General features: G+C 62.3%; 22 protein-coding genes and 1 pseudogene. 7 read left to right on the top strand and 16 right to left on the bottom strand.

All coding sequences use genetic code 11. The features are described from left to right. Positions 1-2: 2 nt before the first annotated feature. The 4 genes from ACQ4W7_RS13760 to tcdA form a co-directional block, all read right to left on the bottom strand. Entirely contained in the window at positions 3-404 is a 402-nt protein-coding gene (locus ACQ4W7_RS13760; RefSeq protein WP_426071875.1) for a ribosomal maturation YjgA family protein, read from the bottom strand. Between the two features lie 174 nt (positions 405-578). After that, positions 579-1,511, bottom strand: coding sequence for a cysteine synthase A (gene cysK, locus ACQ4W7_RS13755; RefSeq protein ID WP_436531136.1), 933 nt, complete (start codon positions 1,509-1,511; stop codon positions 579-581). An 84-nt stretch (positions 1,512-1,595) separates the two neighbouring features. Continuing rightward, positions 1,596-2,060 (bottom strand): FKBP-type peptidyl-prolyl cis-trans isomerase, encoded by a 465-nt coding sequence (locus ACQ4W7_RS13750; RefSeq protein ID WP_035822462.1) that lies wholly within the window; start codon positions 2,058-2,060, stop codon positions 1,596-1,598. Positions 2,061-2,224: 164 nt separating this feature from the next. Beyond that, a complete protein-coding gene (gene tcdA / locus ACQ4W7_RS13745; protein WP_436531134.1) occupies positions 2,225-3,037 on the bottom strand; it encodes a tRNA cyclic N6-threonylcarbamoyladenosine(37) synthase TcdA in 813 nt (270 codons plus the stop codon). Positions 3,038-3,179: 142 nt separating this feature from the next. On the opposite strand from tcdA, the gene pdxH reads away from it, so the two are divergent. After that, positions 3,180-4,388, top strand: a complete 1,209-nt coding sequence (pdxH, locus tag ACQ4W7_RS13740) for a pyridoxamine 5'-phosphate oxidase (RefSeq protein ID WP_436531132.1) — start codon at positions 3,180-3,182, stop codon at positions 4,386-4,388. 126 nt (positions 4,389-4,514) lie between these two features. Continuing rightward, a complete protein-coding gene (locus tag ACQ4W7_RS13735) occupies positions 4,515-5,750 on the top strand; it encodes a class I SAM-dependent methyltransferase (RefSeq protein ID WP_436531130.1) in 1,236 nt (411 codons plus the stop codon). A 33-nt stretch (positions 5,751-5,783) separates the two neighbouring features. Here the strand turns inward: ACQ4W7_RS13735 and msrA are convergent. Continuing rightward, positions 5,784-6,317, bottom strand: a pseudogene (msrA, locus tag ACQ4W7_RS13730) (peptide-methionine (S)-S-oxide reductase MsrA). 176 nt (positions 6,318-6,493) lie between these two features. Between msrA and ACQ4W7_RS13725 the strand changes: the two are divergent. Further along, a complete protein-coding gene (locus tag ACQ4W7_RS13725; RefSeq protein ID WP_426071869.1) occupies positions 6,494-7,000 on the top strand; it encodes a flavin reductase family protein in 507 nt (168 codons plus the stop codon). A 39-nt stretch (positions 7,001-7,039) separates the two neighbouring features. On the opposite strand, the gene ACQ4W7_RS13720 is transcribed toward ACQ4W7_RS13725, so the two are convergent. The 11 genes from ACQ4W7_RS13720 to ACQ4W7_RS13670 all read right to left on the bottom strand — a co-directional run bounded on the left by ACQ4W7_RS13720 (position 7,040) and on the right by ACQ4W7_RS13670 (position 18,394). After that, entirely contained in the window at positions 7,040-7,726 is a 687-nt protein-coding gene (locus tag ACQ4W7_RS13720; protein ID WP_436531128.1) for an OmpW/AlkL family protein, read from the bottom strand. 93 nt (positions 7,727-7,819) lie between these two features. Beyond that, on the bottom strand, positions 7,820-9,205 hold the full coding sequence (locus ACQ4W7_RS13715) for an SGNH/GDSL hydrolase family protein (RefSeq protein WP_436531126.1): 1,386 nt from the start codon (positions 9,203-9,205) through the stop codon (positions 7,820-7,822). Positions 9,206-9,447: 242 nt separating this feature from the next. After that, positions 9,448-10,467, bottom strand: a complete 1,020-nt coding sequence (locus tag ACQ4W7_RS13710; protein ID WP_436531124.1) for an L-threonylcarbamoyladenylate synthase — start codon at positions 10,465-10,467, stop codon at positions 9,448-9,450. Further along, complete coding sequence (locus ACQ4W7_RS13705; RefSeq protein WP_436531122.1) at positions 10,464-11,660, bottom strand: 5-(carboxyamino)imidazole ribonucleotide synthase; 1,197 nt, start codon at positions 11,658-11,660, stop codon at positions 10,464-10,466. The genes ACQ4W7_RS13710 and ACQ4W7_RS13705 overlap by 4 nt, the downstream gene beginning before the upstream one ends. A gap of 15 nt (positions 11,661-11,675) precedes the next feature. Beyond that, the gene (purE, locus tag ACQ4W7_RS13700) at positions 11,676-12,182 is read right to left on the bottom strand and encodes a 5-(carboxyamino)imidazole ribonucleotide mutase (protein ID WP_436531120.1); all 507 of its coding nucleotides are present in this window, start codon (positions 12,180-12,182) and stop codon (positions 11,676-11,678) included. A 1-nt stretch (position 12,183) separates the two neighbouring features. Further along, positions 12,184-13,077, bottom strand: a complete 894-nt coding sequence (locus tag ACQ4W7_RS13695) for a phosphoribosylaminoimidazolesuccinocarboxamide synthase (protein ID WP_426071863.1) — start codon at positions 13,075-13,077, stop codon at positions 12,184-12,186. Positions 13,078-13,194: 117 nt separating this feature from the next. After that, complete coding sequence (gene fba, locus ACQ4W7_RS13690) at positions 13,195-14,259, bottom strand: class II fructose-bisphosphate aldolase (protein WP_010401625.1); 1,065 nt, start codon at positions 14,257-14,259, stop codon at positions 13,195-13,197. Positions 14,260-14,456: 197 nt separating this feature from the next. Next, positions 14,457-15,905 (bottom strand): pyruvate kinase, encoded by a 1,449-nt coding sequence (gene pyk, locus ACQ4W7_RS13685; protein WP_436531118.1) that lies wholly within the window; start codon positions 15,903-15,905, stop codon positions 14,457-14,459. A 110-nt stretch (positions 15,906-16,015) separates the two neighbouring features. Next, positions 16,016-17,227, bottom strand: coding sequence for a phosphoglycerate kinase (locus tag ACQ4W7_RS13680; protein WP_436531116.1), 1,212 nt, complete (start codon positions 17,225-17,227; stop codon positions 16,016-16,018). A 77-nt stretch (positions 17,228-17,304) separates the two neighbouring features. After that, on the bottom strand, positions 17,305-17,655 hold the full coding sequence (locus tag ACQ4W7_RS13675; protein WP_426071860.1) for an AzlD domain-containing protein: 351 nt from the start codon (positions 17,653-17,655) through the stop codon (positions 17,305-17,307). Next, the gene (locus ACQ4W7_RS13670) at positions 17,648-18,394 is read right to left on the bottom strand and encodes an AzlC family ABC transporter permease (protein ID WP_436531113.1); all 747 of its coding nucleotides are present in this window, start codon (positions 18,392-18,394) and stop codon (positions 17,648-17,650) included. The genes ACQ4W7_RS13675 and ACQ4W7_RS13670 overlap by 8 nt, the downstream gene beginning before the upstream one ends. A 258-nt stretch (positions 18,395-18,652) precedes the next feature. Between ACQ4W7_RS13670 and ACQ4W7_RS13665 the strand changes: the two genes are divergently transcribed. The 4 genes from ACQ4W7_RS13665 (at position 18,653) to ACQ4W7_RS13650 (ending at position 20,967) form a co-directional block, all read left to right on the top strand. Then, complete coding sequence (locus ACQ4W7_RS13665) at positions 18,653-18,847, top strand: zinc-finger domain-containing protein (RefSeq protein WP_436531111.1); 195 nt, start codon at positions 18,653-18,655, stop codon at positions 18,845-18,847. A 74-nt stretch (positions 18,848-18,921) separates the two neighbouring features. Further along, entirely contained in the window at positions 18,922-19,347 is a 426-nt protein-coding gene (locus tag ACQ4W7_RS13660; protein ID WP_436531109.1) for a YybH family protein, read from the top strand. Further along, entirely contained in the window at positions 19,347-20,384 is a 1,038-nt protein-coding gene (locus ACQ4W7_RS13655; protein WP_436531107.1) for a YheT family hydrolase, read from the top strand. The genes ACQ4W7_RS13660 and ACQ4W7_RS13655 overlap by 1 nt, the downstream gene beginning before the upstream one ends. Continuing rightward, on the top strand, positions 20,377-20,967 hold the full coding sequence (locus tag ACQ4W7_RS13650) for a DUF2946 family protein (RefSeq protein WP_436531105.1): 591 nt from the start codon (positions 20,377-20,379) through the stop codon (positions 20,965-20,967). Before ACQ4W7_RS13655 ends, ACQ4W7_RS13650 begins: the two co-directional genes overlap by 8 nt. Position 20,968: the final 1 nt, after the last annotated feature.

The following is a 20,968-nucleotide window of genomic DNA, read 5'->3' as shown; positions in this document are numbered from 1 at the left end:
GATTAGCGGCGCTTGAACAGCGCCAGCTTATCGATGAACGCCGCCACGGCCACCCCGGCCGTGTAGGCGATCAAGTCGGCCCAGCCAAAGGTGGAGCCCAGCACCAGGTGCCCCAGCGGATGCGCGCGCAGCTCGACGATCCATGGCGCCTGGTACAACTGGCCACATTCGACGGCAAAGCAGATCAGCAGCGAAGTCAGCGCCAGCTGCCACGTGCGCATGCGCGTGGCGATGCTGCCCAGCGCAAAGACGATCATCATGGCCCACAGGGCGTCGCCCGGATACTTGCCGAGCACGGCAGGCAGGAATTGGGGATAGGCGCGCGAGGCCAGGCCCAGCGCAATGACAGCCACGGTCGCGCCCACCTGCAGCAGGCGGCGGCGTTCAGGTTTTACCAGGAACATATTTCCATTCAAAGGCACAATACGGGCCGAACCATTACGGCCCAGTAGGCGGTATTGTACTGCGCCTGCCGTGCCTGCCTGACGCATATTTCGCCAGGGCAAGTTCAACCGGCGCCCATCTGCTGCGCCGGTCTACCGGGGCCACGGTCAATGCCCAGCCGGACGGGGCAACGCTCAGTCGCCCAGGCCCGCGTACAAGGCCGTGCTCAGGTAGCGTTCGCCAAACGACGGGATGATGGTGACGATGGTCTTGCCCGCGTTTTCCGGACGGCGCGCCACTTGCAGGGCGGCCCACAGGGCGGCGCCCGACGAAATGCCGACCAGCAAGCCTTCGTCGCTGGCGGCCAGGCGCGCCGTGGCGAAGGCATCGTCGCTCTTCACGCAGATGATTTCATCGTAGATGGCGGTGTTCAAAATCTGCGGCACGAAACCGGCGCCGATGCCCTGGATCGGGTGCGGTCCTTTCGTGCCTTTCGACAGCATCGGCGACGCTTCCGGTTCCACGGCAATCACTTGCAGGCCGGGCTTGCGCTCCTTCAACACCTCACCGATGCCGGTGATCGTGCCGCCCGTGCCCACGCCGGCGACGACGATGTCGACTTGCCCATCCGTGTCGCGCCAGATTTCCTCGGCCGTCGTGGCGCGGTGAATGGCGGGATTGGCCGGGTTATTGAACTGCTGCAACATCAGGTAGCGCGGGTCGGCCGCCACCATTTCCTCGGCCTTGCGGATGGCGCCCAGCATGCCTTCGCTGCCCGGCGTGAGCACCAGCTCGGCGCCATAGGCGCGCAGCAGGATGCGCCGCTCGCGGCTCATGGTGTCGGGCATGACGAGGGTACAGCGGTAGCCGCGCGCGGCGCACACCATGGCCAGCGCGATACCCGTGTTGCCGCTGGTGGGCTCGACGATGAGGGTATCGGGATGGATCTTGCCCGCTGCTTCAGCAGCGACGATCATGGACAGGCCGATGCGGTCCTTGACGCTGTGCGCGGGATTGTAGAATTCGAGTTTGGCCAGGATGGTGGCACTGCAGCCGGTGGCGATGCGGTTGATGCGCACCAGGGGGGTGTTGCCGATCAGTTCAGTGACGTCGTTGGCGATGTTCATGGGAGTCTCCACAGCTATATCAGAAAATCCCAGTCTACCGCTTTTTCACGGCAGCGCACGTGGTGCGCTGCCGAAACTGAACAATTACTTCACGTCCAGCAATTCCACATCGAAGATCAGTGCCGAGTTCGGCGGAATGTCGCCATTGCCGGCGCCGCGCGGGCCGTAAGCCAGTTCGCCTGGAATGATCAGGGTGCGCTTGCCGCCCACTTTCATGCCGGCCACGCCCTGGTCCCAGCCCTTGATGACCATGCCCTTGCCGAGCGGGAAGTCGAACGGGCCACGGCCTACGGAGCTGTCGAACTTCTTGCCGCGCGAATCTTTCGCCAGGGGACGGTACAGCCAGCCCGTGTAGTGCACGGTAACGGCATTGCCGGCGGACGCTTCCTTGCCCGTGCCGACCTTGTTGTCGATCAGGATCAATTTATCGGCGACAGGGCCGGGGCTCAGCGAGACGGCGGAGGCGGGAACAGGCGCTGGCGCCTGTGCCTGCGCCAGCGACGCGGCGACGGAGCAGATCAGGGCAAACAAAACGGAGCTACGCGTCATGATGTATTCTTTCAGTGAGTTTCGGTGAGATGCCTGCAGTCCAGATAGCGCAGGGACAACAATAATAGCAAACCACTGCCCGAAGTTGAAAACCCTGTCACAAGACTTACACTTTCCACACCCGCTGCCGGCGCACAAGAAGGACTGGTGCTGCCGGAATGGACTTAGACAAGTTCCGGCAAGGCTGAGGCCCCAGGCTGGCGCAAGCTTTTCAGCGCATGGGCGGCCGCCACCATGCCGAAGCTGGCCGTCACCACCACGCTGGAACCGAAGCCGGCGCAATTCAAGCCCGTCACGCCGGCCGCCGTGCCATCGACGGCGCACGCTTCCGCGCTCTCGGGCACGCTCAGCGGCTCCATGGAAAACACGGCATCGACGTTGAATTTGTTTTTCACGCCACGAGGGAAACCATATTCGGTACGCAACAGCTTGCGTACACGCTTGAGCAGCGGTTCCTGCTCCGTTTTCGACAGGTCGCGCACGGCGATCAGGGTCGGATCCGTCTGCCCGCCCGCGCTGCCGATGGTCAGCATGGGCAGATTGTGCGCGCGGCAATACGCGATCACGGCCGCCTTGGCCTTGGCATTGTCGATGGCATCGACCAGATAGTCGAAATCGCGCCCGCCCAGCAACTGCTCCAGATTATCGGGGGTAATAAAATCTTCGATCTGCGTGACCTGGCACAAGGGGTTGATCAATTCGATGCGTTCGGCCAAGGCCGTGATCTTGGCCTTGCCGATGGTGTCGCTCATGGCCTGGATCTGGCGATTGATATTCGATTCGGCAACATTGTCCAGGTCGATCAGGGTCAGGCGGCCGATGGCGCTGCGCGCCAACGCTTCGACGATCCAGGATCCGACACCGCCCACGCCGATCACACACACGTGGGCGGCGCGGAAGCGTTCCAACGCCGGGGCGCCGTACAGGCGGGCAATGCCGCCGAAACGCCGTTCAAAATCGATCTCGGTCAAGTCCATGGGAATTAGTTCATTGGTGGAGGTATGCATAACGCCATTTTAACGGACACTGCGCTGGCGGATATTCTAAAATAGCCGAATTGACACAGCGACAAGCCGCACTGTCGCCGCGCCCCCACACCGCCCACCACGAGAACTCGCCATGACCTCTCCCCTGTTCGACTCCGTTCCCGGCTTTGACCAGCCCATCGCCGTGCTCAAGCATTGCCACGACAAGATCCGCAAGCAACTGACGACCCTGCAAAACTTGCTGGGCCACCTGGCGCAGCACGGCAACACGGCGGACGCGCAGCAGGCGGCCAAGGCGGTGTTGCAATATTTCAATAAAGCCGCCCATTTGCACCATGACGATGAAGAGCAAGACCTGATGCCCATGCTGCAAGCGACGGCCACGGGCGACGATGCAGCCCTGCTGGCGACCCTGGTGCCGGAAATCCTGGCCGACCACCAGCGCATGGACCAGGCCTGGCTGACCCTGCGTCCGGAACTGGACGCCATCGCGGCCGGCAGGGGCACGCAGCTGTCCGCCGACGGCGTGCGAGATTACGATGCCGCCTACCAGGCCCACATGGCCAAGGAAGAGGGCCAGCTGGCGCCCATGGCGAAGCGGCTGTTCAGCGCGCAACAGATGGAGCAGCTGGGCACGGCCATGCAGCGCCGCCGCGGCATCGCGCCCGATGCGCCGGAAGCCCCCGCAGCGCCGGACGCGGCCGCCGTGCTGGCGGCGATGCGCACCGACTACGTGCAATCGAGCCTGAGCGAGACGGACGTGCTGGCCGATCCCATCGCCATGTTCCAGAAATGGTTTGCCGAAGCCGTCAAGGCCCAGGTGATGGAGCCCAACGCCATGAGCCTGGCGACCGTCAGTCCCGACGGCAAGCCCAGCTCGCGCATCGTGCTGATCAAGCAGTTCGACGAGCGCGGCTTTACCTGGTACACGAATTACCACAGCGACAAGGGGCAGCACCTGGAACACAACCCGCACGCCGCCCTGCTGTTCTTCTGGGGCGAGCTGGAGCGGCAAGTGCGCATCGAAGGCACGGTGGTGAAAACCACGGCGGCCGAGAGCGATGAGTATTTCAATGTGCGCCCCTTACAAAGCCGCTTGTCGGCGATTGCCTCGCAGCAAAGCGCCCCCATTGACAGCCGTGCCACGCTGGAAAGCCATTACGCGGCCGTGGCCGCCGCTGTCGGCGACGCCCAGCCACCGCGCCCGGCCCACTGGGGTGGCTACCGTTTGCAGCCGCAGCGCATCGAATTCTGGCAGGGACGCCGTTCGCGCTTCCACGACCGCATCGTGTTTACCCGCGATGCTGACGGGCAATGGAGCATGCAGCGTTTGCAACCTTAAGCGCGCAGTCAAGGCGACGCAAAGCAAGCTGGTCAATATAGGTGTAGGCTATGCGGATAGAAGTTACTAAATAACATTGTTTCTCAATTTGCGGCCCCAGCTGGGGCCGCTTCATTGGAGGCTATTTTGTTTGTACAAAACCAGCTCAAGTCCTGGGTCGCCAGCATCCGCAGCAAGACCGCCTTGCCGCTCCGCATAGAATTGTGGAATGGCCAGCATGTGGACCTGTCCAGCGAAGCGCCTAGAGTCACCATCCGCCTGCCGACCATCGCCTCGGCACGCTATCTGCTCAATCCCTCGCTGGCCAATTTGGGCTCGGCCTATGTGGAAGGCAATATCGAAGTCAGGGGCACGGCCCAGGACATGATTTCCATCTGCAATGCGCTGGCGCGCACTACCCTGAAACCGGAAGGCAAGCTGGCCCGTATCGTGCGCAGCTTTACACACGACAAGAGCAAGGATGCCGAGGCCATCCGCTACCACTACGATGTGTCGAACGCCTTCTATGAACAGTTTCTCGACCCCGCCCTCGTGTATTCCTGCGCCTATTTTGAAGATGGCGATGAAACCCTGGCGCAGGCGCAGCTCAAGAAAATCGACCATATCCTGAAGAAAATCCAGCTACAGCCGGGCCAGACCCTGCTCGACATCGGCTGCGGCTGGGGCGCGCTGGTCATCCGTGCCGCGCAACAATATGGCGCCCGCTGCGTGGGCGTGACCCTGTCGGATAACCAGTACGCGCTGGCGCGCGAGCGCGTGGCGGCGGCCGGCCTCGCGCACCTGGTCGAGATCCGCCTGCAGGACTACCGCGACGTGGCGGGGCAGTTCGACCGCATCACCAGCGTGGGCATGTTCGAGCATGTGGGCCTCAAACACTTACCCGAGTACTTTTCCATCATCCACAAGCTGCTGGCACCGGATGGCATGGCGATGAATCACGGCATCACCTCCACCGACCCGGACAATGGCGAAACGCCGTATGGCGGCGGAGAGTTCATCGAGAAATATGTGTTTCCGCACGGCGAGCTGGCGCACATCGGCAATGTGCTCAAGACCATGCAGCAGGGGGGGCTGGAAGTGCTGGACGTGGAAAACCTGCGGCGCCACTATGCGCGCACCTGCGCCCTGTGGACGGAGAATTTCGAAGCCCATGCCGAGCAGATCCGCCCGCTGGCGGGCGAACGGCGCTTCCGCATCTGGCACGTCTACCTGGCCGGCTGCGCCTATGCCTTCGAGCAAGATTTGATCAGCCTGTACCAGATCGTCTGCGTGAAGGCGGGCCGGCGCTCCTCCACCCTGCCCTGGTCACGCAACTATATGTATGCGCAGGACGCCAGGCCCGCGCCCGCACTCAGCACCTGACAGAGGCGCGCGGCGCGGCGCTGGGGAGGGGCCTCACTTCAGGCGACCCGCATACATGGTGCGGAATTTCTCCACCTTGGGTGCGACGACCAGGGCGCAATACCTCTGCAAGGGGTGCTGCTCGACATAATTCTGGTGGTAATCCTCGGCCGCATAAAAAACTTGCGCCGGCGCCAGTTGCGTGACGATGGGCGCATCCCACACGCCGGCCATTTCAGCGAGCACCTTGCGCGCCACGCTTTCCTGCCCGGCCGACTAGTAATAAATGACGGAACGGTATTGCGTGCCGACATCGTTGCCCTGCCGGTTCAGGGTGGTGGGATCGTGCAGGGTAAAAAATATTTCCAGCAAGTCGTGGTAAGGGATGACGGCGGGATCGAATGCCAGCTGCACCACTTCCGCGTGCCCCGTCTCGCCCGTGCAAACTTGCTCATACGTGGGGTCGGGCACGCTGCCCCCCGTGTAGCCGGACGCGATGCGCGTCACGCCGCGCACTTCCGCGTACACGGCAGCCAGGCACCAGAAACAGCCACCGCCCAGTACCGCCACTTCCGCCTGCTGATTCATGATGCCCTCCCGCAACGCTGCTGCCTCTTATCATTTCCTTACTGTAACGCAAAGCGCCATGGCCTGCAGCGCCCCTTGAAACGGCGCCTGGCGTACTGCACATCAGGGCACGCTGGCCACGATTGCGCTGGCACGGCCGATTTTTGGCATAATGTCAGCAAATAGACAGGTCTCCCATGAACACACGCTCTCCCCGCGCGCCAGCGCAAGAATTCGATACGACACATTTCCGCCAGGCGCTGTCGCAGTTTGCCACCGGCGTGACGGTCATTACCACGCGTTTGGCCGACGGCAGTTTCCGTGGCTTGACGGCCAGCTCCTTCAATTCCGTCTCGCTGTCGCCGCCCCTGGTGCTGTGGAGCCTCGGTTCCGTGGCCAACAGCATGCCCATTTTCAGTGGCAACTCGCATTACGTCATCAATGTGTTGGGCGCCGACCAGGCGGAACTGGCGCAGCGCTTTTCACGCCGCACGCCGAATCCCTTTGACGACGTCGAATACGAACTGTCGCGCACAGGCCAGCCCATCCTGAAAGGCGCGTCGGCCTGGTTCGAATGCCACAACCGCAGCCGCTATCCGGAAGGCGACCACGTCATTTTCGTCGGCGAAGTGGAACAATGCGCGTTTGCCGCGCAGCCGCCCTTGATCTTTCACAATGGAAAATTCAATACACCGCCGGTCTGAGCGGGACAAAAAAAAATCCGCCGAGGCGGATTTTTTGTTTTACAGGGTAAAGTTATACCCGATGCTGATACTCACGGCAACCGGGTCGAGCTTGATGTCCTGCGTCTGCCCCGTCGAGAATTTCGCCCTGGTTTTCAGGTAGGTCTTGACCACGGCCACGTCGGCAAACCAGCGCTCGTTGAAGGCCAGGGTGCTGCCGACCACCAGGCTGCCTGTCAGCTTGTTGTCCATGCGGTAGGTGACTGGTTTTCCACCCGGATCCAGCAAGGCCGTCATCTGGCCCGAGCCTTTTTCCTTCTGGAAATAGGCATACGTCAAACCCGCGCCCACGTAAGGGCGGATCATCGCATTGGGCTGGAAAAAACGGTACTGGATGAAGGCCGTCGGCGGCAAGGCTTCCGCCGTCCCCAGCTTACCCGTGCCCTTGATGGAACCATCGCCCATCAAGTCATGCTTGTACGGCACGCCCAAGATCATTTCAGCGGAAACATTGTCCGTGATCATGTAGGCAAAGGTCAGGATGGGCTTGGTATCGGCCTTGACGTCGGCTTTCGTGCCCGGCAGTGCCGGTGCGGAAATGTCGCCACTGTCCACGTGCGGCGTGATCTTGTTGAGGCCGACCTTGGCCATCCAGGTGCCTGCGCTTTGCGCCGAAGCGCCCGTCGCCATGGCCATCGCGGCAGCTGCGGCCAGCACGCGTACCGCGGTATTCAAACGATTCTTCATCTTGTCTCCTGATTCAGTATGTGCGGAGTGTTCCGCTATCCAGTCTTGTCACTGCCAGCCACGTCCCGGGGACGCAGCCGGCTCGGCCATTCCTTACAGCCAGCCCCGCACGACCATGTCCTTGGCCACATAGCGGGCCAGCAACAGATTGTTGAACGGCGTAGGATGCACATCGTCGGCATACGAGTAGTGGCTGACATCGCCTGCTTTCAGGTTCGTGCCATTGCAGACCAGCGAGCTGCCCAGGATATTGCCTGGCGCGCTCAAGTCGCACGCCGTCTCGCTGACGTTGGTCAAACCATACGGGCCAGGGTTGGTGCCCTGATCATGGCTGACGGCAAACACGTCAACCAGCAAGACTTTCGCATTGCCGCTCAGGCCGCCGCTCAGTTCACCATTGAAGGCGCTAACCATGGCGTTGATCAGCGCTTTGGTATTGGCATCCTTGCTCAAGCCCGATGGCGTACCGGCCACGTCAGGCAGGTTGTTGACCACCACATAGTTGGCGCCCTTGGCGATGACCTGGTCCTTGACCAGCGCCACCAGTTGCGTGCCAGCCAGTTTCATGGCGGCAACCAGCAACGGCCCCTGAGCCGCAGCGTATTCGGCACCGGCCTTGGCGCCAGCTGCATTGCCCGTCACCGTTGCATCGGCTTGCGCCTTGGCGGCCAGGGCGGGAGCCAGCGTCTGGGCATTCGCATTGCCGGCAATCATGGCCGCTTGCACGGCGGCACCGACGATCGTCGCGGACGTGGCGCCCGGCGCGGCACTGGCTGTTTTGATGGCGGCACCAATGGCAGCCGCTGCCGTGGCGGGATTGGTGGCGCCGGCCGCCAGCGCCAGTGCCAGGTTGGTGGCGAAGGCTTGTGCGCCCGCAGCAGCGCCCGCAGCCTTGCCGGCCTCCGTTGCGCCCGCTTGCAATACGCCCAGTTGATACAGCACGTCGTTACCGCCCGCCATCACGAAAACGGCTTCCGTGCCGCTGAACTTGCCGCCGGAAACAGCCAGGTGGTTCGCGATCTGCGTCACCACGGGCACGGTCAGGGCGCCCAGCGCGCTGCCCGTCAGCTTGTTGTTCGGGCCGACAGGATTGGTCACGCGCGAACCGCCCATGGCGTAGCCGAAGCAGCCGGCATGCTTGACGCGCGCCACGGACAAGCCTTGCGCAGCATTGCCTTCCAGGCCAGTCTCGGCGGCACATGGCTTGGCCAGGCCGAATTGCGCGGCCAGGTGTTCGGTCCAGTTCTTGCCCGTCAATTCAGGATTGATCTTGGTATTATCGCCATTGATGGTGAACTTGCCGCCACCTTTCGCCAGCACCGTGCCCACGGCATACGAACCGACATCGGACAGGCTGTCGCCGAACGACACCTGCGCCGTGTATTTGACTTTCAAGGCTTGATCGCCGCCACTGGCGCCGCCGCAACCTGCCAGGACAGCCGCAGCCAGCACGGCCAGCGCGAATTTTGTTTGATGCATTTTGTCTCCTCGGTCTTTTTTCTGGTTTCTAAACGAACGGGCGTGCTATTCGCTACCCAACTAATATGCCATCGTTCCTTAGGCTTGTATAGAAAATATGTTTTAAAAATCAACGAAATAACAACACTGCCAGCGCCCTTTCACGACAGGGCGATCGCTTGAATTATGGAGGATTAAAGATGTTTCGTGGCAAGCATCGCTATTGCGCTGCATCAAGGAAAAGCCCCTTGCGGGGCTTTTCATCATGCGGACAGAAACTGCTGCAAGATACCACTTGAGCCGAATGCGGCACGCCGCAAACGGTCATTCACGCCCAGCCACGCAGGGCCGGTCGGCGGTGCTTCGACGAGTATCAGCTCGGCGCCGACCTGGTCCATCGTGCGCAGCGAGGCATACAGCGCGTGTGCGTAATTTTCCGGGCTGGCCGCCAGGCGCACGCTGGCGCTGGCCGGCGGCAGATCCGAGTAGTGGATCAGGGCCACGCGGCGTCCGTCATTGAGCAAGCGGTTCAAGGTGGCGCGCACATCGTCGCTGTGCTGCATCGCAACAGGCGTGTGCGGTGCGTAGTGCGATTCCAGGGTGCCCGAGGCACGCGGCGCGGCCGCGTCGGCCACTGCCGGTGCGCGGCCAATGACGGCGGCGATCTGTTCGCTGCTGATATGGCCGGGACGCAACAGCACGGGACCGTGCGTGGCCAGGCGCGACAGGTCGACGATGGTCGACTCGATGCCCACCTCGCTCTGTCCGCCATCGAGCACCAGGCCCAGTAAGCCGCTAGCGAGTTCCGCCGCGAATTCATCGCGCACATGCTGCGCCGTGGTGGGGCTGACATTGCCGAATTTGTTCGCCGACGGCGCCGCCAGGCCACCTTTTCCCCCCTTGAAGGTGCGTAGCAATTCGATAGCCACCGGGTGCGACGGGCAACGCAAGCCCACCGTATCCTGGCCGCCGGAGACGGCATCGGGGATATGCGCGGCGCGTTTGACGATCAGGGTCAGCGGCCCGGGCCAGAAGGCGGCCACCAGCTGTTCCGCCTCGACCGGAATGTCATCGGACCAGTGCGCCAAGTCGGCACCGGGTGCCACGTGCACGATGACGGGGTGGTCCGATGGCCGGCCCTTGGCTTCGTAGATGCGCGCCACGGCAGATGGATTTTCCGCATCGGCACCCAGACCGTACACTGTTTCCGTCGGGAAAGCGACGAGGCCACCCGCTTCCAGCACGGCGGCCGCCGCTGCCAGGTCTTGTGCGGGCACGCTCACGGCGCGATTCTCAGGATCAGGCAAGCGTCGCGCAGGCGCTGCTGTGCCTCTTGCAAGGTGGCGGCAATCAGGGTCAGGTGGCCCATCTTGCGTCCACGCCGCGGATCGTCCTTGCCATACAGGTGCAAACAGGCGCCCGGCAGCGCCAGCACCTGGTCCCACGCAGGTTCGCAGGCGACCTCGCTGTCGTCGGCAAACCAGGCGTCGCCCAGGATGTTGAGCATCACGGCCGGCGAATGCTGGCGCACCTCACCCAGCGGCAAGCGCGCCATGGCCCGCACCTGTTGCGCGAACTGGCTGGTGACGCAGGCATCCATCGTGTAATGGCCGCTGTTGTGCGGACGCGGCGCCATTTCATTGACTACCAGGCTACCGTCGGTCAGCACGAAAAATTCAATGCACAGCACGCCGACATAGCCGAGTTCCGCGACCATGGCTTGCGCCGCCCGCTGCGCTTTGGCGGCGCAGTCGTCCGACACATTCGGACCCGGCACGGTGGTGGTAAACAAGACGCCGTCGCGGTGCACGTTTTCGGCGATCGGATACACGACCGACTGGCCATCCACGCCGCGTGCCGTCAGCACAGACACTTCATACGCCAGCGGCAGCATCTTTTCCAACAGGCAAGTTACCTGTCCCATTTCCGCGAACGCGGCGCGCACCTCGTCGCGCGTGCGCACGCGGAACTGGCCCTTGCCGTCATAGCCCATGCGCACGGTTTTCAGGATGCCGGGCAGCAGCTCGTCGCTAATGGCGTCGATATCGGCCTGCGTGGCGATGACCATGTGCGGCGCCGGCAGCACACCCGACTTGGCCGCGCAGTCGACAAAGAAACGCTTTTCCGCGATACGGTCTTGCGCCACCGACACGCCGTGCGCATCCGGCGCCACGAACACGCGTTCGGCCAGGCGCGACAGGCTGCCGGCCGGCACGTTTTCAAATTCGGTGGTGACAGCCAGGCATTGCGCGGCCAAGACGTCGAGGCCGTCCGCATCGCTGTAGCCGGCATTCACCAGGCGCTGCGCCACCTGCCCCGCAGGGCAGGCAGCGGACGGTTCCAGTACAGCTACTTGATAGCCCATGCCTTGCGCGGCCTGGGCAAACATGCGGCCGAGCTGGCCGCCACCCATCACGCCCAGCCACGCCGGTGGGTTGGCGCCGGGCAGCAATGGGGAAGTCGATTTACTATTCATTATTTTTCAAACACATTAATCAGGCAAGACCATGGCTTTGGCAGCAGCCGTTTGCGTGGCACGGAACGCTTCCAGCCGCTCGGCCAGGGCGTCGTCGTTGGCGGCAAGCATCGCCACCGCCGTCAACGCTGCATTCGCCGCACCCGCTTCGCCGATGGCAAAAGTAGCCACCGGCACGCCCTTGGGCATTTGCAGGATGGACAGCATGGAATCTTCGCCGCGCAAGTATTTCGACGGCACGGGCACGCCCAGCACCGGCACGATGGTCATCGCCGCCACCATGCCAGGCAGGTGGGCCGCGCCGCCGGCGCCGGCGATGATGGCGCGCAAGCCGCGCGCGCGCGCGCTCTTCGCGTACGCATACATCTCGTCGGGCATGCGGTGCGCGGAAATCACTTGCGCTTCGTACGGCACGCCAAACTGTTTCAGGATGGCAACCGCATTCTGCATCACGTCCCAGTCCGAGGACGAGCCCATGATGACGCCGACCAGCGGCTTGGGGTTCAACTTTTGCTCAGTCATCTCAAGCCTTCAGCTTCTCGCCCGTCAGGCGTTCGATGGCTTCAAAGTACTTGGCCTGGGTTTTTTCGATGACGTCGGCCGGCAGCGCTGGCGCCGGTGCGGTTTTGCCCCAGGTCAGCGTTTCCAGGTAGTCGCGCACGAATTGCTTGTCGAACGACGGTGGCGAGATGCCCGGCTGGTAGGAATCGGCGGGCCAGAAGCGCGACGAGTCGGCCGTCAGCACTTCATCCATCAAATGCATGACGCCGTTGTCATCCAGGCCGAATTCAAACTTGGTGTCGGCGATGATGATGCCGCGCGTGGCGGCGTACTCGGCGGCAGCCTTGTACAGCGCGATGGCCACGTCACGCATCTTGGCGGCCAGTTCGGCACCGATGCGCTCTTCCATTTCAGCAAAGCTGATGTTTTCGTCATGTTCGCCCAGCTCAGCCTTGGCTGCCGGAGTGAAGATCGGTTCCTGCAGTTTTTCCGCCTGTTGCAGGCCCGCTGGCAGCGCGATGCCGCAGATGCTGCCCGACTCCTGGTAATCTTTCCAGCCCGAACCGATGATGTAGCCGCGCACGACCGCCTCGACCATGATGGGTTTCAAGCGCTTGGCCACGACGGCGCGGCCCTTGACTTGTTCCACTTCCTCGGGCGACACCACGGATTCCGGCGCCACGCCGGTCAGGTGGTTCGGCACGATATGGCCGAGTTTCTCGAACCAGAAGTCGCTCATCTGGTTGAGCACCTTGCCCTTGCCGGGGATAGGCTCGTTCATGACGACATCGAAGGCCGACAGGCGGTCCGTGGTGACGATCAAAATCTTGTCGTCGCCAACGGCGTAATTGTCGCGGACCTTGCCGTGGCCCAGCAATGGCAGGGAGTGGATGGAAGTCTGATAGAGGCTGTTCATAGCGGGGGAATAGTTGGATGAAACGAAACCGGCAGGCAGGGGATGCCTGCCGGTCGAGAAAATCGGGCACAAGGATACGCTGTATGCGGATGCCTGCTGCCCGTTCCAGACAGAATTTTACTTCACAATTTGCGACAGCTCGCCGGCCTTGTAGCGCTCGGCCATTTTTTCCATCGTGATGACCTTGATTTTCGACGCCTGGCCTTCGCAGCCGAATGCCTGCATGCGGGCGCGCACGATTTGCTCGGCGGCGGTGCGGGCTGGCTTCAGGAAGTCGCGCGGGTCGAATTTCGACGGGTTTTCAAACAGGTACTTGCGGATCGCGGCCGTCATCGCCAGGCGGATGTCGGTGTCGATGTTGATCTTGCGCACGCCGTGACGGATGCCTTCCTGGATTTCTTCCACTGGCACGCCATAGGTTTCCTTCATGTCGCCGCCGAATTCGCGGATGATGGCCAGCAATTCCTGCGGCACCGACGACGAGCCGTGCATCACCAAATGGGTGTTCGGGATGCGTGCGTGGATTTCCTTGATGCGGTCGATGGCCAGGATATCGCCCGTCGGCTTGCGCGTGAATTTATACGCGCCGTGCGAGGTGCCGATGGCGATCGCCAGGGCGTCGCACTGGGTGCGCTGCACGAAATCGGCCGCTTGCGCCACGTCCGTCAGCAGTTGCTCGCGGGTCATGGTGCCGTCGGCGCCGTGGCCGTCTTCCTTGTCGCCCTTCATGGTTTCCAGCGAACCGAGCACGCCCAGTTCCGCTTCCACCGTCACGCCGATGGCGTGCGAGAATTTCACCACTTCGCGCGACACTTCCACGTTGTATTCATACGAGGCGACCGACTTGCCGTCCGCTTCCAGCGAGCCATCCATCATCACGGAGGTAAAACCCGAGCGGATGGCGGCCATGCAGACGGCCGGCGACTGGCCGTGATCCTGGTGCATGACGACGGGAATGTGCGGATACGCTTCGACGGCGGCGTCGATCAGGTGGCGCAGGAAAGCTTCACCGGCGTACTTGCGCGCGCCAGCGGACGCTTGCATGATCACCGGGCTGTTGAGCGCATCGGCGGCAGCCATGATGGCTTGCACTTGCTCCAGGTTGTTGACGTTGAAAGCAGGAATGCCATAACCGTTTTCGGCGGCATGGTCCAGCAATTGACGCATGGATACGAGAGACATGGTAATACTCCAGAGAACAATAGAAACTGTTGCGGCGCTTCGCGGTCGATGACCGCGCCGACGCCTGAATTCTTTCAACTACACGCAATGACACAAGAACGTCCAACAAACTGTTCAGGGCTAGGCGCGTTGCCGAAGGCAGTACGACTAGTACGACGAGGCAATGCAACAACGCCCTGGGCTGTTTATGGGCGTTCTTATTCGAATTCGCCGACTGTGACGATTTTCAGGGCATTCGTGCCGCCCACCTGTCCCATCGGCTCGCCCCAGGTAACGACGATCATGTCGCCCTTCTTGACGATGCCCTGCGCCACCAGCAGCTCTTCCGCCTGCTTCAGCACTTGCGCGCTGGGGGCGTTCTGCATCAGATGATACGCCCGAACATTGCGGTACAGCGCGGCTTTGCGCAAAGTGGTGACACTCGGCGTGAGCGCGTAGATCGGCGTGTCGATGCTGTGGCGGCTCATCCACAAGGCGGTGGAACCGGATTCCGTCAGCGCCACGATGGCTTTCACGCGCAAATGGTGGGCCGTAAACAGCGCGCCATACGCGATCGACTGGTCGATGCGGGTAAACGTGACGTTGAGGAAATCGGCATCGAGCTTGTTGTATTCGGACTGTTCCGCTTCGACGCAGATGGCGGCCATCATTTCCACCGTCTCGATCGGGTACTTGCCCGAGGCCGTCTCGGCCGACGTCATGACGGCATCCGTGCCATCGAGCACGGCATTGGCCACGTCGGACACTTCCGCGCGGGTCGGCACGGCGTTGACGATCATCGATTCCATCATCTGCGTGGCAGTAATGGCCAGTTTATTCGACGCGCGCGCCATCTTGATCATGCGCTTTTGCAAGGCCGGCACGGCCGCATTGCCGACTTCCACGGCTAGGTCGCCGCGCGCCACCATGATGCCGTCGGAAGCGTCGAGAATTTCCTGCAAGGCAGGAATGGCTTCCGCGCGCTCGATCTTGGCGATCATCATCGGCTTGTGGTGGTACGGTTCGCCGGCGATATTGGCCAGCTGGCGCGCCATTTCCATGTCGGTCGCGCATTTCGGGAAGGAAATGGCCAGATAATCGGCCTGGAAACTCATGGCCGTCTTGATGTCTTCCATATCCTTGGCCGTCAAGGCCGGCGCGGACAGGCCGCCGCCCTGGCGGTTGATGCCCTTGTTGTTCGACAGCTCGCCGCCGATCTTGACGGTGGTGTGAATTTCGCTGCCGTGGATGCGCTCGACGATCAGCACGATGAGGCCGTCATTCAGCAACAGCACGTCGCCCTTGTGCAAGTCGCGCGGCAGCGCCTTGTAATCGAGGCCAACCCGTTCCTGGTTACCCAGCTCGCCATTCTCGCCCCACTTGGCGTCGAGGATGAAGCGCTCGCCCTGCTCCAGTTGGATGCGCGTGTTTTCAAACTTGCCGACGCGAATTTTCGGACCTTGCATGTCGGCCATGATGGCCACCTCGCGGCCGCACTCGACCGCCGCCAGGCGCACCAGCGCCGCGCGGTCGATATGGTCTTGCGCCTTGCCGTGGGAAAAATTCAAACGCACCACGTCGACACCCGCACGTATCATCTTCACCAGAATATCGAAGTCGGTGGAGGCGGGGCCGATTGTTGCTACGATTTTTGTACCGCGTGGCATAGAAGTCCTTGTGCGCGAACGATGGTGAGCAAGGCCGGCTCGATGCTGCATCCGGCAAGGTAAAAGCGCAGCGGTCAGGCTGCGCTTGGTGGCACTACAGTCAGGCTGTATCAGCCAGCACGTTGCATGAGAATTTCCACGGCGGGCAAAGTCTTGCCTTCCAGGAACTCCAGGAAAGCGCCGCCGCCCGTCGAGATATAGCTGATTTTATCGGTAATGTCGTATTTTGCAATCGCCGCCAGGGTGTCGCCACCACCAGCGATGGAAAATGCTGTCGATTCGGCAATCGCCAGCGCCAAGGTCTTGGTGCCGTTGCCGAACTGGTCGAATTCGAACACACCGACAGGGCCGTTCCACACGATGGTGCCGGCGGCAGCGATCTGCTGCGCCAGCAGGGCCGACGTTTTCGGGCCGATATCGAGGATCATGTCGTCGTCAGCCACATCGGCCACGTCCTTGACGGTCGCGGCGGCCGTCGGCGAAAACTCCTTGGCGCACACGACATCGACGGGAATCGGCACTTGCGCGCCGCGCTTGGCCATGATCTCGATGATGGCTTTGGCTTCCTCGACGAGTTCCGCTTCCACCAGCGACTTGCCGACATTCAAGCCGACAGCCTTCATGAAGGTGTTGGCGATACCGCCGCCGACGATCAAGTTATCAACCTTGTCGGACAGGGCTTTCAGAATGGTCAGCTTGCTCGACACTTTCGAACCGGCGACGATGGCCAGCAGCGGGCGGGCTGGGGCGTGCAAAGCTTTGCCCAGTGCATCGAGTTCGGCGGCCAGCAGCGGGCCGGCGCAGGCGACAGGGGCGAACTTGGCGATGCCGTGCGTGGACGCTTCGGCGCGGTGGGCCGTACCGAACGCATCGTTGACGTAGATATCGCACAGCTTGGCCATTTTTTGCGCCAGTTCATCGCTGTTTTTCTTTTCGCCCTTGTTGACGCGCACGTTTTCCAGCAAGACCACCTGGCCGGCGGCCAGGTTTTCCAGCCCGGCGCCATCGATCCAATTTTGTTTCAGTGCCACTTCCTGGCCCAGCAGCTCGGACAAACGGGCCGCCACGGGCGCCAGGCTGTCGGCTGGCTTGAATTCGCCTTCCATCGGACGGCCCAGGTGCGACGTCACCATGACGGCAGCGCCAGCGTCGAGGGCGGCGCGGATGGCCGGCACCGAAGCGCGGATGCGCGTATCTTCGGTGATCTTGCCACTGTCATCTTGCGGGACGTTCAGGTCGGCGCGGATAAACACGCGCTTGCCTTGCAGTGCATTGTGGGCGATCAAATCTTGCAGACGGATGAAGTTGAGAACAGCTGACATGGCGATCCAGATGACGAGTGGAAGGAAGTGCGCTATTTTACCGCAATGACCAGACCAAATCCCCGATTTGTCCTGCTTTACTGAAAAACGTGCAACAGTCGCAAGCCCGTGAAAATCAGCATGCCAAACACGATGGTTTGCAGCATATTGCGGCGGATCACGAAAAAGAGCGTGGCGGCAATACCCGACAAGAGTTTCAAATTCGACAATTCAAAGTGCACTTGCTGCCCCTCCATCAACATGTCGGGCGCGATGATGGCCGCCAGCGCGCAGGCCGGCGCATAGCGCAGCATCTCGTTGATCCTGCGCGGAATGCTGATGTGATGGCCAACCAGCCAAAACGTGCTGCGCGTGGCGGCCGTGGCCACCACCAGCACGGCGATGGCGATCCACACATCGGTCCTGCCCCAGTCCCATCCGTCAAACATGGCGTTTGTTCCATTTCTCGGTCAATTCTTCCACGGCCATGGCGCTGACCATGCCCACCACCACGGCCACCAGCAAACCCAGCTTGTATGGCAAGCCAAACGCCAGCACGGCCACCGTGCCCGCCACCAGCACGCCGCACAAAGCGGCGCGGTTGAGGATCAGGGGCACGGTGACGCACAGGATCGCCAGGGTCCCGGCGAACCCCAGCCCCCATTCGGCAGGAACGACGGCCCCCAACACGATGCCGATGAAGGAGCCGATTTGCCAGGCCAGCCAGTTGGGGTAAATCAGCCCCTTGAGAAAGGGCAGCTTGGCCGGGTCCGGCGTTTCATGGGGGTAGCGCTGCAGGAACAAGCCTACCGTGATATCGCCCGCCACATAGCCGAGCGCAAAGCGCTGGCGCCAAGGCAGATGCGCGAAATGGGGCGCCAGCAGCACGGAAAAGATGACAAAACGCAAATTGACGACGAGGGCCGTGGCGAAGATCACCCACACGGGGGCGTGGGCGGCCAGCAGCGGCAGGGAGGCGAGCTGGGCTGAGCCGGCAAAGACAAACAGGGTCATGGCCCCCGCCTGCGCCACCGTCAGACCGCTTTTCACCATGGCCACGCCCACCACCATACCCCAGGCGGCAATACCCAGCAGGCTGGGCGCGCCCACTCTCAGGCCGGCGCGCCAGGCGTCCTTCAGCAGGCCGGCGTCCTTGGCGGCCATGACGGCGCTCACGCGGGTGTTCATGCGAGCCCCCGGCAGGCGCACTGTGGTAACTGCACAACAATGGTGCGCGGGGCGCATGGGTGCAACGGTGATACCGGCAAGGCAAATCCAGTCAGTGTGGCGCTGCAGCTGCCATATTTTCGCAAAAACCCGCGCCGCAGCCGCAGATGATCAAGGCGCCATTTTAGCCATGATTTTTGCTGCCTGCCTGAATCCGTTAAAATCGTGGTTTTGGCAGCAGCCGACTTCCTTCCATACAGCCTCACGGAGCATGACAAGATGACAAAAACCACCCAGACAGCGGTCGAACTCGACAGTAAAGACTTGCCAGCCCACTGCCCTAACCCGGCCATGCCGCTGTGGTCGTCGCATCCGCGCGTGTTTCTGGAATTCAACAAAGACGGTATCGCCAAGTGTCCCTACTGCGGCACGGCGTATACCCTGAAGGAAGGCGCCAGCGCCGGCCATCATTAAACTGCCCAGCGGCGCGCACCCAGCGCGCCGTTTTCATTTATACACCGAGCTGTACCGCTCAAGCCGGAGTCGTCATGAAACGTCTGAAAGAACTCAATGGCAGCGCCGCCGAAGTCGAAGCGGCGTTCTACGATGCCTTGCACCGCGCCGACCTTGCAGCGCTGATGGCGCTATGGGCCGACGATGAAGAGATCGTCTGCATCCACCCGGGCGGCGCGCGCCTGATCGGCCATGCCGCCATCCGCGCCTCGTGGGAAACCATTCTGGCGGGCGGCGGCCTGCACATCGTGCCGGCACAGCTGCATGAAACGCACAATTTGATGAGTTCGGTGCACACCGTCATCGAAGGCGTCACCTCTGAAGAAGGCGGCCCGGCACATCTGCTCGCCACGAATGTGTATGTGAAAACGCCGCGCGGCTGGCGCATCGTGCTGCACCACGCGTCCGTCGCCCCCGGCGGTGCGCCGGCCGACGCCACGGGAACACAGATCCTGCACTGATGACTTTGCCCCTTATCTACAACGCCCCTTATAGCGCTCCCTTCTGGCTGCCTGGCGGCCACGCGCAGACGATTTATCCGGCCGTATGCATCGCCAAGCCGGCCGTGGCCTTCCGCCGTGAACGCTGGCAAGCGCCCGATGGCGACTTCGTCGATGTCGACCTGGTTGACGGCCAGCCGGGCCAGCCCTTCGTGGTCCTGTTCCACGGCCTGGAAGGCTCGTCGAACAGCCACTACGCGCGTGCCCTGATGGCCGAAGTGGCGGCGCGCGGCTGGTCGGGCGCCGTGCCGCATTTTCGCGGCTGCTCGGGCGAAGCCAACCTGGCGCCCCGTTTTTACCATTCAGGCGATGCGCAGGAAGTAGACTGGATCGTGCAGCGCCTGCGCCCGCGCGCCACGGGTAAATTTTACGCGGCAGGTGTCTCGCTGGGCGGCAACGCCTTGCTGTGCTGGCTGGGCCAGTCGCAGCACCAGGCTGATTTCATCGATGCGGCGGCGGCCGTGTCGGCCCCGCTGGACCTGGTGCAAGGGGGCAAGGCCCTGTCTTGCGGCAGCAACCGGCTCTACACGCGCATGTTCTTGAACACGCTCAAACCCAAATGCCTGGCCAAGCTGGAACAGTTTCCCGGCCTGTTTGCGCGCGAGGCCATGCTGGCCGCGCGCGACTTGCACGCCTTCGACAATATCGTCACGGCACCCCTGCACGGCTACCGCGACGCCGACGATTACTGGCACCGCGCCAGCGCCAAGCACGTCTTGTCGGACATCACCGTGCCGACCCTGGTGCTGAATGCGCAAAATGACCCGTTCCTGCCCGGGCGCTTCTTACCGCGCAACGCCGCGTCCAAGGTCACGCTCGAGTATCCGCGCCACGGCGGCCATGTCGGCTTTGCCGCTGGCAAGTTGCCGGGAAGCACACGCTGGCTGCCGCAACGGCTGATCCATTTTTTTGAAGGCGGCAACACGGCGCCCTCTTCCCCGCAAAGCTGTCACGCTGCTAGCTCGCACACGCACACGGAAAACGCTATACATGGATGAACTCGTCAAGCAGGCGCTGGCCAAATGGCCGAACGTGCCCCACTGCTACGGCTGGCTGGGCCTGGACGCGCGCGGCCACTGGCGCATGCGCGACCAGCAGGCACAACAGCAACAACTGCCCGGCGACAAGATCGCCCATGTGGCGCTGCTAGGATTTATCAATCGCAATTACGACCATGACGAACGCGGTTGCTGGTTTTTCCAGAATGGCCCGCAGCGCGTCTACTTGAACCTGGAAGCGACGCCGTACATCGCCCGCAGCGACCCGCAGCACGGTTTTGTCTTGCAGACAGGCGCGCCGCTGAAGACCATCGATGCCGCCTGGCTGTGCGACAACGGTGCGCTGATCCTGTGCCAGGGCGACAGCGTGGCGCAAGTCGATGACCGCGACATGGCGCATGTGCTGGCATCGCTGCGCATCGATGGCCTGGCGGCAAGCGACGAAGTCCTGCTGGGCTGGCTGGAGCAAGGCCAGGGAAACCTGACTTTATTGCATAACGACAAGGAGATTGCCGTGCAGCCGCTGGCCTATGCCAGCGTACCGCAAACCTTCGGCTTCCAGCGCGCGCCGCAAGCGGAGTAGC

The sequence above is a fragment of the Janthinobacterium algoris genome, assembly GCF_051380935.1.
GTDB lineage: Bacteria > Pseudomonadota > Gammaproteobacteria > Burkholderiales > Burkholderiaceae_D > Janthinobacterium.
This window is presented reverse-complemented; position numbering and strand designations above follow the sequence as displayed.